The sequence below is a fragment of the Peribacillus sp. NPDC056705 genome, from assembly GCF_043656335.1.
The window spans coordinates 1-2,227 of sequence record NZ_JBHTYI010000114.1; the positions used below are offsets into that span (position 1 = coordinate 1).

Annotated in this window: 3 protein-coding genes; 2 read left to right on the plus strand and 1 reads right to left on the minus strand. The window is 50.6% G+C overall.

What is annotated here, in order from left to right; all coding sequences use genetic code 11:
• Both ACFRAK_RS27910 and ACFRAK_RS27915 read left to right on the plus strand, forming a co-directional pair.
• On the plus strand, positions 1–507 hold a 507-nt coding region (locus ACFRAK_RS27910), incomplete at its 5' end, for an oligopeptide/dipeptide ABC transporter ATP-binding protein (RefSeq protein ID WP_394573021.1).
• The gene (locus tag ACFRAK_RS27915; protein WP_394573022.1) at positions 504–1,505 is read left to right on the plus strand and encodes an ABC transporter ATP-binding protein; all 1,002 of its coding nucleotides are present in this window, start codon (positions 504–506) and stop codon (positions 1,503–1,505) included. The genes ACFRAK_RS27910 and ACFRAK_RS27915, both read left to right, overlap by 4 nt.
• A 281-nt stretch (positions 1,506–1,786) precedes the next feature.
• Here ACFRAK_RS27915 and ACFRAK_RS27920 read toward each other — a convergent pair.
• Positions 1,787–2,227, minus strand: a 441-nt coding sequence (locus tag ACFRAK_RS27920) for an FtsW/RodA/SpoVE family cell cycle protein (protein WP_394573023.1), incomplete at its 5' end; no start/stop codon positions are given.

A 2,227-nucleotide genomic window follows, 5' to 3' on the forward strand; every position in this document is an offset into this window, starting at 1 on the left:
ACCATGGCCCTCGCCTGCAATCCCGATCTACTGATTGCGGATGAGCCCACCACCGCACTCGATGTCACGATTCAGGCGCAAATTCTGGAGCTCATGAAGGAATTGCAGCAGAAGCTGCAAATGTCGATTATCTTCATCACGCATGATCTGGGTATCGTGGCAGAGACCTGTGATGATGTCGCCGTTATGTACTATGGGAAGCTTGTAGAATATACCGATGTCCGAACCTTGTTCAAGCACCCGAAGCACCCTTATACGATCGGCCTGTTGAACTCCCTGCCGCGGCATGATCTGGACAAAGAGGTGCTGGAACCGATTCAAGGCTCTGTACCAAGCCCGTTCGATTCGCTTAGGGGATGCTCCTTCGCACCACGTTGTCCACACGCTCGCCTGCTATGCCATGAGCATGAGCCGGGGTTGCAGAAGCTCGATGAACAACAGCAGGTCCGGTGCTGGCAGTACACGGATCAATGGAAGTATGAAGCCGAGGTGAATATACGATCATGAGCAAAGAGCTGTTAACCGTACGGAATCTGAAGCAGCATTTTCCCATCAAGGGAGGAATATTCGGCAGGACCGTCAATGTCGTGAAAGCAGTGGATGGAATATCCTTCTCGGTGCTTGAAGGAGAAACCGTCAGTATCGTGGGTGAATCGGGCTGTGGGAAATCGACCACCGGCAGGGCCATCCTACGCCTCGATGAGCCGACCTCGGGCGAGGTCTTATTTGAGGGAAGCGATCTGCTCTCGTTGCGCCGAACAGAGCTGAATCGCAAGCGCAAAGATTTGCAGATGATTTTTCAAGACCCGTATGCCTCATTGAATCCCCGAAAAACTGCGGTACAGGTATTGGAAGAAGCGATGGAAATTCAGCGGGTGGTTCCGGCACGGCAGCGGAGAGCAAAAGCGATCGAACTGCTGGAGACGGTAGGATTAGCCGCGCATCAGGCAGATCGGTACCCGCATGAGTTCAGCGGTGGACAACGGCAGCGAATCGGAATCGCCCGGGCGTTATCCGTGAACCCGAAGCTCATCATCAGTGATGAAGCCGTATCCGCGCTGGACGTCTCCATTCAGGCGCAGGTGCTGAATCTAATGAAATCCTTGCAAGCACAGTTCAAGCTAACCTACTTATTCATCTCCCACGACTTGGGCGTGGTGCGCCATATCTCGGATCGAATCATCGTCATGTACCTCGGTACCATAGTGGAAATTGCGGATAAACACTCTCTCTTCCGGCAGCCCCAGCATCCCTATACCCGTGCGTTGTTATCGGCGATCCCGACACTCGATCCCGACCGCAAAAAGGAGCGGATTATTCTTAAAGGGGATGTACCCTCCCCTATTGATCCACCCTCCGGCTGCAGATTCCATACCCGGTGCATGTACGCCACCGACTATTGCAAGTCAGAGGCACCCGCCCTGCGAGTGGTAGATCAACGTGGCAGCCATCTGGCTGCCTGCCATTATATTGAAGAGATCGGGGCGGCGACAGGCTCGCGATAGGTCTCTGCAACGCATAAAGGCGGGCACATAGAAGAGGACGAACAATAATCTCCTATTCCCGCCTTTATTTATGCAAATTGCTACGAAAGTGCATCTTTTTTCGAGTAAATTGCGGCCTGAACAGCAAATGCCTGCATTTTTGCATCTTTTTTCGCTGTTATAGTTACCTAAAGGGCTTCTCAGGGTCAAAAAGGATGCAGATTGGCATCTTTTACGTATCCAGGTACTCTTTCAAGAGGTAAAGCCTGCATTTTTGCATCTTTTTACGCTGTCACACGATCCTAGGCAATTCCCGCCCCATTCGGTATCATATTCTTGTGGCGATAGATGGAGAGCAGCAGGCCGTCCATGGCAAGATCAAGCATGTTGTTTGTTCCGCCATTAGAAAGGAAGGGAAAATCCAAGCTAACACTTGGTAGCCAGCCCAGAGTCATCAATATAGGGAGAAACAAACGTAAACCTAGTACAACGATAATACCCCGGGTTATATTCTTTGCGTAAGAATCCTTATGTGCCAATGAAATATTCCACATTCTAGCTAAAAATAATAGTACGATCATGCCCACCACGATACCAAAAATCCAACCGAAGCAATAGATCAGATAAGCGAATATTGCATCACTATACGCATAGGGTAATCCTGGATTAGCCGCTGCAAAACCTTGGCCAAACCAACCTGCCGACGAAATAGCCTCTGCGGTCACACGCATAAAGTAGCCATT

Bases quoted from the DNA above. Each gene is read 5' to 3' on its own strand.
- ACFRAK_RS27915 (WP_394573022.1), top strand. From the start codon at position 504: ATGAGCAAAGAGCTGTTAACCGTACGGAATCTGAAGCAGCATTTTCCC.